Genomic DNA, 8,041 nt, shown 5'->3' with positions numbered 1-8,041 from the left:
CCGCCGACGTGCCCGCCGCCCAGGCCCCGCCGCCCGGGGACGCCGTCGCGGTACGGGTGCCCGCACCCGGCACGGTGATCGGGGTCGAGGTGGCCGAGGGGGAGCGGGTCGCCGCGGGCCGCGCGCTGCTGGTGCTCGAGGCGATGAAGATGGAGCACCTGGTGGAGGCCCCGGCAGCGGGCGTCGTGCGGCGCGTCGACGTCGCGGTCGGCGACACGGTGGCCGCCGGCGACGTCGCCGTCTACCTCGCCGAGACCGACGGCCCGGCCACCGGCACCGCGGTGCCCACCTCGGAGATCGATCTCGACCACATCCGCGACGATCTCGCGCACGTCCTGCACCGGCATGCCGTCGGGCTCGACGCGGCCCGCCCCGAAGCCGTGCAGCGGCGCCGCCGCACCGGGCACCGCACCGCCCGCGAGAACCTCGACGACCTGTGCGATCCGGGCAGCTTCGTCGAGTACGGCGCCCTGGCCATCGCCGCGCAGCGCCAGCGCCGCAGCGTCGACGACCTGATCGAGCGCACCCCCGCCGACGGCATGGTCGCCGGCACCGCGAGCATCAACGGCGACCTGGTCGGGCCGGACCGCGCGCAGTGCGCGGTGATGTCCTACGACTACACGGTGCTGGCCGGCACCCAGGGCTTCCACAACCACCGCAAGAAGGACCGGCTGTTCGAGCTGGCCGAGCGGCGCAGGCTCCCGGTCGTGCTGTTCGCCGAGGGCGGGGGCGGGCGACCCGGCGACACCGACGGAAGCTGGGTCTCGATGCTCGACGTCCCGGCGTTCCACCTGTTCGGGAGGTTGTCCGGGCTGGTGCCGCTGGTCGGGATCGTGTCCGGGCGCTGTTTCGCCGGCAACGCCGCGCTGGCCGGCTGCTGCGACGTCATCATCGCCACCGCCGACGCGAACCTCGGCATGGGCGGGCCGGCGATGATCGAGGGCGGCGGGCTCGGCGTGGTCCGGCCCGAGGAGATCGGGCCGATGGACGTGCAGGTGCCCAACGGCGTGGTCGACGTGCTGGTCGCCGACGAGGCCGAGGCGGTCGCCGTGGCGAAGCGGTACCTGTCCTACTTCCAGGGCCCGGTCGCCGACTGGGAGGCCCCCGACCAGCGGGTCCTGCGGCACCTGGTCCCGGAGAACCGGGTACGCGTCTACAACGTCCGGGCCGTGATCGAGAACCTGGCCGACGCCGGGTCGGTGCTGGAGCTGCGGCCCGGGTTCGGCGCCGGGATGGTCACCGCGCTGATCCGGATCGAGGGCCGGCCGATGGGGTTGATCGCGAACAACCCCCGCCACCTCGGCGGCGCGATCGACCGGGACGCCGCGGACAAGGCGGCCCGGTTCCTGCAGCTCTGCGACGCGTTCGCGCTGCCCGTGGTGTCGCTGTGCGACACGCCCGGGTTCATGGTCGGCCCGGACTCCGAACGCGATGCGACCGTGCGGCACTTCTCCCGGATGTTCGTGATCGGCGCGAACGTCGAGGTCCCGATCGGGATGATCGTGCTGCGCAAGTGCTACGGGTTGGGTGCGCAGTCGATGGGCGGCGGGAGCACGAAGTCCCCGGCGTTCTGCATCTCCTGGCCCACCGGCGAGTTCGGCGGGATGGGCCTGGAGGGTGCGGTGCGGCTGGGTTACCGCAAGGAGCTGGAGGCCGTGGCCGACCCGGTGGAGCGCGAGGAACTGTTCGCGAAGCTGGTGGCGACCATGTACGAGGACGGCAAGGCGACCAACACCGCGACCGTCTTCGAGATCGACGATGTCATCGACCCCGCCCGGACCCGGCGCTGGATCGTCGAGGGCTTCCGGTCGTTCCGGCCGGTGCCTGCCGAGGGCAAGCGCCGGCGGAACGTGGACACCTGGTGATCAGGCGACGAGGACGTACAGTCCGTAGCCGACGATCAGCGCGCAGGCGAGCAGGCAGAGTCCAGCGACCGCGGTGCCGGCAGGCGGGCCGGTCGTGCGTTCCCCGTGGCCGCCCGGGTGAGCGGATCGTTCAGTTCAGCACGTACCGCGCCGGCCAGCCGCTCGACCAGCGCAGCGGGGTGAGCACGGGCATCCGGGATACGACGGTGAGGGCATCACCTGCCATGGACTGGCCGCCGACGGCTCGCGCGGCGGGTACCGCCACAAGCAGCCGCCACACCCCCGCAAGGCCGCGCAAGGCCACGACGTCCGCGTTCCACACCACCGCGCTGCCCGGGTCGGCGACCGAGACTGCCACATCACTGCGCAACAAGCCGGTCAGCAGGGAATGAAGCCGGGGTCCTCCCGCAGCGCGGTCGTCGCCGCGGACGCCCACCGTGGCGACCGCTCGAGACGCAACGCTCGCCCGGTCACCGCGGTCGCGATGCCCATGGCATCAACGGCGAGCGCGCCCCACGCCGGCGTCGGACGTTGCCCTGGCGTCGTTGCGGACGGAGTCGGGTCCGCCGAAGCGGTGGAGGGTCAAGACGCCCGAGAACGTGACCCGTGGATAGCCGGTCTGATCATTCCGTCACCCTTCTGCAGCGGGTCCTGGCTGGTCATGGCCGGGACGGCGATTCGTGCACGGCGGCGCTGCGCCTGCATCTGATGGCTTCTCAGAACTGTTGCCGCGCCAGGCTGGGCGGGCCACGCTGGAACTGGGCCAGGGAGGAACAGACCACGCCGGAACTGGGACGCGGAGGGGTGTGGTGATGCGGATTACGGCGATGTCGTTGGTGGCCGCCACCGGGGTGCTGGTCCTGGCCGGCTGCGCGTCGAGCTCGACGGCGGCCCCTGCGCCGTCGACGATCACCTTGGATCCGCTCGACGCCGCCCCGTACGTCGGGAAACCCTGCGATCTGCTGCGCACCGATCACGTCGCGCAACTGCAGCTGGTCGCCCCGGGCACCCCCGAACCCGGAGCCGGCGGGCCCGTCTGCAGGTGGGCCTCCACTCGTCCTGGGCGGCCGTCGTTCACCGCCGGTGTCGACCCCGGCCACGGACTGGCGGACCTGTACCGGCAGCGAGCAGAGCATCCGTACTTCTCCCCGACCACCATCGCCGGCTATCCGGCCGTCGACACCGGCGAGGCACCGGCGGCGCAGGATGGGCGATGTGCGGTCGAGGTCGGGGTGGCCGACCACTCACTGATCATCGTCGGAGCCGGGCCAGGGGCGACGTCGTCGCCCGCCCCGCCGGACCCGTGCCTGGAGGCCAACCGGGTGGCCACGGCCATCGTGGGGCAACTCAACGCCGGCAGCCCCTGAGCACCGGTCGCGGTCGCCCGGGCGTCCGGGCGGCCTCACGGCAGTTCACGGCGGCGGCGCCCCGCCCGAGGCGCCGCGCTCGCCGGGATCGGCCCTGTCGCCCTCGCTGTCGGCCTCGCTGGTGGTGGCGATGAGCTGTTCGGTGGTGGCGACGATGATGCGCAGGGCGGCGTCGTCGGCGAGCCCGAGGGTATGGGCGAGGGTGTGTTGGTCGGCGCCGTCCAGGGCAAGGCGGGCCGCGGCCCAGACCGTCTCCAGCGGGGTGTCGAGATCGGCGAGGCTGTCGGGGAGCCCGGTGTCGGCCCAGCGGCGGGGATGGTCGCGGGCGACGGTGCGGGCCGGCAGCCGGGCGATGTCGCCCCAGCGGTCGGGTGTGGCCCGGTCACCGTCGGCGGCGGGTGGGGTCGGGGTCGCGTCCACGGACACGGCTGGCTCCTTTGCTCTCAGGTGATCATCGTGCCCGACGGGCGGTGTGCGGCGCTTGATGAGGCGGGTGATGTGGCCGCGGCGGGTGGGTCATGACCAGCGGTATCCCGGTCACCCGGGCGATCTCGTGGGGTTGCGTCCGTGCCGCCGCATCGACGCCGCCACCGCAACCCCGGATGCTGGGCCGCCCCTCACCGGGGTGCCTCGCACCCGGGCCGCGGGTTGGAGATCATCAGCTGCCTCTGACTCATCGGTCGGCATAGCGGCCGGGTCCTCACCGGACCGGGTCGTTCCCCACCGACACGCCCAGCCTGACCAGCCGGGTCACGGCGAGGGCCACGCCCAGCCCGGGGACGGCCTCCTCCAGCACCGGCAGCAGCAGCGCGGTGGCCAGGGGCGCCAGGGCGCGTGCGGCGCCGGCTACACCGTCCCGGCAGTCCACACCGGGAATCGTGATAGTGATCGACATGGCAGGCCTCCTCTCGCCCCAAGGGGTGGAGAGATCGGCTCGGCACCACCCACCGAAACAGTGGCGGTCTAACGGGTGAGCGGGCGGGCCACGGAGGCGGGCGTGCCGAGGAACACAGCAGTGGACTCGTGGCAACTACTGCCGGATGTCATTCCGCACCACCTCCTGCCGTCAAGACACATGCGGGTGTCGCTACAAACGCCAGTCGCAGCGAGGATGCCCTGGGCCAGATCAGGCGCGACGGGCTCGGGCACCCCCTCGTCAGAGCTTTGGCACTGCGCGGCGTGATCCCGCCCTGCCGGGTTGGGAAGCCACCTGGGGTCACCCCTTAGGCCGGGGAGACCTGTCCTGACCCGGGGCGTCTCTCGACGTGGGGGGTCAGTGGCCTGTGTCCGCGCAGACGCCTCACCGAACGAGGTGCTGCAATGCCTTCGAGTACACGCCCGCCCGCGGCCACTTTCAAGCGGTCGCGCAAACGTTAAGACTCTTTTAACGCGGGGCCCGCACAGCCGCGCCGACGACGGCAGCGGCGCGGGGCAGCGCGCCGGCATCAACTACCGCGACAACCACGCCGCCGAGGCGGTGCATCGATGACGTGCAGAACATGTCACTGACCGGCAACGAGATCGTGGACCAGATCAGCCATGCCCTCTCGCTGCGGACCAACGCGACCGGGCCACGATCAGTGGGAGCAGCCCGTGCTGGCGGCAGTGGACGTTGAAGGGGCTTGCGGCGGGGCCGCGCGTCAGACGGGCCGATCCACGCTGCTCCTGTCGAAGGAGCGGGTATGTGGCCGCGGGGGCGGCCGGGTCTGCGGCGGCCGCGGTGCCGCGGCGTGGCCATCGTCGATGGCTATCGGGCAGCCCGCATTGAGCGGTGTCCGGCCGTGTGGGGGCTGGTGGTCGGGGTGGCGTGGTCGACGAGGTGCTCGACGAGGGTGATCACGGCGGGGTCCGCGGCGCGGTAGATCTGGCTTCGGCCGTGGCGGCGGGCGGTGACCAGTCCGGCCAGGCGCAGTTTGGCGAGGTGGTGGCTGACCGCGGGAACGGTCGCGCCGACGCGGTGGGCGAGGTCGCCGACGTCGTGGTCGCGCTGGCCCAGCAGCCACAGCAGGTGCAGTCGCAGCGGGGCGGCGAGCAGGCCGGCCAGGCGCGCGGCGGCAGCCAATGGGTCGGCCGGATCCCTACTGCCGGGCAAGGGCGTGGTCTCGGATGGGTGCATGGTCGTTGCCCTCACCTCCTGCAGGGAGAGGAACGCCGTGGCCACCGTCGTGCGCAATGTGACCGCGGGGTGGCGCGCATCATATCAATTGCGCATGTACTTGACAGTCGCGTCGGTGGGGAGTGGAGTGGGTGGCGTAGCACCTCGTTCGGTGAGGCGTCTGCGCGGACACAGGCCACTGACCCCCCACGTCGAGAGACGCCCCGGGTCAGGACAGGTCTCCCCGGCCAAAGGGGTGACCCCAAGTGGCTTCCCGCCCGTGAAGGGTGGGATCACGCCGTGCAGTGCCAAAGCTCTGACGAGGGGGTGCCCGGGCCTGACCGTGTGCTGGTCGCCTCTGCTGCGTGGACGTGCTGGTGGCACCCGCGTGTGCCGTGACGGCGAGGAGGTGGGGGACATGGGTTCCGACGGCAGTTCCAGTCCGGTTCCTCATTTCCACTTCGCGCGCCGGCCACGGCTGACCCCGGGACTGCCCGGCTGGGTCTAGCTCGCTGCCGGGTGCTTGTCCGACGGGATCACCGCGATGAGCCACCTTGTGTTGCACGCCATTGTCCGCTCCGCCCGTCCACCCGGTTTCCTCTCGCCTCGGCACCTGCTGGCGCCCGCCCGGCGGCCGGCCTGCCGGGGAGGGCGTGATGACGTCCGGTTGACGGTTGACGTGGCGTCCGCGGCGGGCCGGGCGGGTCTGCTGCGCGCCGGCCAGGCGCCTGCGCCGCGACCGATGTTGATGACCGCCGTGTTCGGCGGCCGCACCGCCGCGCCCGGGCGTGGGCGAGCACCCGCGCTCGGGTCTGGCGAAGGGATGATCCGATGACCTCGAACCCGCCGGCCCCGAACCCGCCGGGCTCGCCTGCGAAGGTCACGGCGCGGTCGCCCGCGCCGGCGCAGACCGGCGCCCCGCCGGGTGGGAGCGCGGTGCTGGACGAGGCCCACCTGGGCGACATTCAGGGCGCGCTGGGCACGATCCGTCGGGGGGACGAGGGCGCCCGGTCCACGCTGTCGGCGCGGGTGAAGACGCTGCTGGCGATCGTCGGCCCGGGTCTGATCGTGATGGTCGGGGACAACGACGCCGGCGCGTTTTCCACCTACACCCAGGCCGGGCAGAACTATGGCACCCGGCTGCTGTGGACGCTGCTGCTGCTGGTCCCGGTGCTGTATGTCAACCAGGAGATGGTGCTGCGCCTGGGCGCGGTCACCGGGGTCGGGCACGCCCGGCTGATCCTGGAACGCTTCGGCAGGTTCTGGGGCGCGTTCAGCGTGATCGACCTGTTCGCGCTCAACGCGCTGACCATCATCACCGAGTTCATCGGGATCAGCCTCGGGCTGTCCTACCTCGGGTTGCCGAAGATCCCCGGGGTGCTGATCGCCGCCGTGGCGGTGGTGGCCGCCGCCTCGACCGGCAACTTCCGCCGCTTCGAACAGGTCTGCCTGGTGCTGGTGGCCGGGTCGCTGCTGCTGGTGCCGATCCTTGTCATGGCGCACCCCCCGCTGGGCCAGGTTGCCCGCGATTTCGTGGTGCCCGGGCTGCCGGGCGGGTCGGAGCTGTCCACGGTGATGCTGCTGATCATCGCCATCGTCGGGACCACGGTGGCGCCCTGGCAGCTGTTCTTCCAGCAGTCCTACGTCATCGACAAGCGGATCACGCCGCGGTTCATCGGTTACGAGAAGGCCGACCTGTGGATCGGCATCGTCATCGTCATCCTCGGGGCCGGGGCGATGATGGCGTTCTGCGCGGCCGCGTTCACCGGCACCCCCGAATTCGGGCAGTTCACCGACGCCGGCGGGGTCGCCGAAGGCCTCGCGACGTACGTGAACCGCACCGCCGGGGTGCTGTTCGCCCTGGCCCTGATCGACGCCTCCATCATCGGCGCCGCCGCGGTCTCGCTGGCCACCGCGTATGCGATCGGCGACGTGCTCGGGCTGCGGCACTCGCTGCACCGCAGCCCGCGCGAGGCCAAGGGCTTCTACGTCGTGTTCGCCGGGCTGCTGGTCGGCGCCGCGGTCATCGTGGTCATCCCGGGCAGCCCGCTGGGCCTGCTCACCGAGGGCGTGCAGACCCTGGCCGGGGTACTGCTGCCCTCGGCCACGGTGTTCCTGCTGCTGCTGTGCAACGACCGCCAGGTCCTCGGCCCCTGGGTCAACGGCCGCGCGCTCAACGTCTTCACCTCCGCGGTGATCGCCGTGCTGGTGATGCTGTCGATCGTGCTCACCGCCGCCGTGGTGTTCCCCGGCATCACCGACACCGCGATCCTGACCATCCTGGGCGCCGGTACCGGGCTGGCCCTGCTCGCCGGGCTCGCGTTGGCGGTCCAGCGCCGGGTCCGCCCCGCCCCCGCGGACACGAGCGAGCCTGCGTCCGACCGCAGCCAGCGCGCCACCTGGCGGATGCCCCCACTGGCCCTGCTCACCCGCCCGCAGCTGAGCACCGGGCGCCGGATCGGGCTCACCGTGCTGCGCGGCTACCTGGTGATCGCCGCCGGCATGGTCGTCGTCCGCGTCGTCCAACTCGCCCTCGCCGGCCACTGAGCCGATGCCCCCAGTCCCTGCCCGTGCCGGGCTCCGCGCGCCAGGATTGATGAGGCCCGTCGCGGTGACCCCACGGTGACCCCATGGTGACCACGGAAGGAACCTGGTCATGAGCATCACCCCCCAGCAGCCGGCCAACCCGGCTGCTGGGGGGTGATGCTCATGAC

General features: G+C 72.2%; 7 protein-coding genes and 2 riboswitches. Of the genes, 3 read left to right on the top strand and 4 right to left on the bottom strand.

Annotated elements, in window-relative coordinates:
* Positions 1-1,865 (top strand): carboxyl transferase domain-containing protein (locus HF526_RS33955; protein WP_275404307.1); only part of this gene is annotated, 1,865 nt, incomplete at its 5' end.
* A gap of 130 nt (positions 1,866-1,995) precedes the next feature.
* Here HF526_RS33955 and HF526_RS33950 read toward each other — a convergent pair.
* The gene (locus HF526_RS33950) at positions 1,996-2,223 is read right to left on the bottom strand and encodes a hypothetical protein (protein WP_169385753.1); all 228 of its coding nucleotides are present in this window, start codon (positions 2,221-2,223) and stop codon (positions 1,996-1,998) included.
* Between the two features lie 469 nt (positions 2,224-2,692).
* Between HF526_RS33950 and HF526_RS33945 the strand changes: the two genes are divergently transcribed.
* Positions 2,693-3,232 carry a DUF3558 domain-containing protein gene (locus HF526_RS33945; protein ID WP_169385752.1) on the top strand — a complete coding sequence of 180 codons (540 nt, stop codon included), beginning with the start codon at positions 2,693-2,695 and terminating at the stop codon, positions 3,230-3,232.
* Positions 3,233-3,277: 45 nt separating this feature from the next.
* Here the strand turns inward: HF526_RS33945 and HF526_RS33940 are convergent, their stop codons facing one another.
* The 3 genes from HF526_RS33940 to HF526_RS33930 form a co-directional block, all read right to left on the bottom strand.
* On the bottom strand, positions 3,278-3,658 hold the full coding sequence (locus tag HF526_RS33940) for a hypothetical protein (protein WP_169385751.1): 381 nt from the start codon (positions 3,656-3,658) through the stop codon (positions 3,278-3,280).
* 274 nt (positions 3,659-3,932) lie between these two features.
* Complete coding sequence (locus HF526_RS33935; RefSeq protein WP_169385750.1) at positions 3,933-4,127, bottom strand: hypothetical protein; 195 nt, start codon at positions 4,125-4,127, stop codon at positions 3,933-3,935.
* Positions 4,128-4,374: 247 nt separating this feature from the next.
* Positions 4,375-4,551: riboswitch (M-box (ykoK) riboswitch) on the bottom strand.
* A 428-nt stretch (positions 4,552-4,979) separates the two neighbouring features.
* Positions 4,980-5,294 (bottom strand): ArsR/SmtB family transcription factor, encoded by a 315-nt coding sequence (locus tag HF526_RS33930; protein WP_239029488.1) that lies wholly within the window; start codon positions 5,292-5,294, stop codon positions 4,980-4,982.
* 190 nt (positions 5,295-5,484) lie between these two features.
* Positions 5,485-5,661, top strand: a riboswitch (M-box (ykoK) riboswitch).
* Between the two features lie 497 nt (positions 5,662-6,158).
* Between HF526_RS33930 and HF526_RS33925 the strand changes: the two genes are divergently transcribed.
* Positions 6,159-7,874, top strand: coding sequence for an NRAMP family divalent metal transporter (locus HF526_RS33925; protein WP_169385748.1), 1,716 nt, complete (start codon positions 6,159-6,161; stop codon positions 7,872-7,874).
* Positions 7,875-8,041: the final 167 nt, after the last annotated feature.

Source organism: Pseudonocardia acidicola (assembly GCF_012911935.1).
Taxonomy (GTDB): Bacteria; Actinomycetota; Actinomycetes; order Mycobacteriales; family Pseudonocardiaceae; genus Pseudonocardia; species Pseudonocardia acidicola.
Note: the sequence above shows the minus strand (reverse complement) of the source record. Positions and strands in the feature narration are given on the sequence as shown.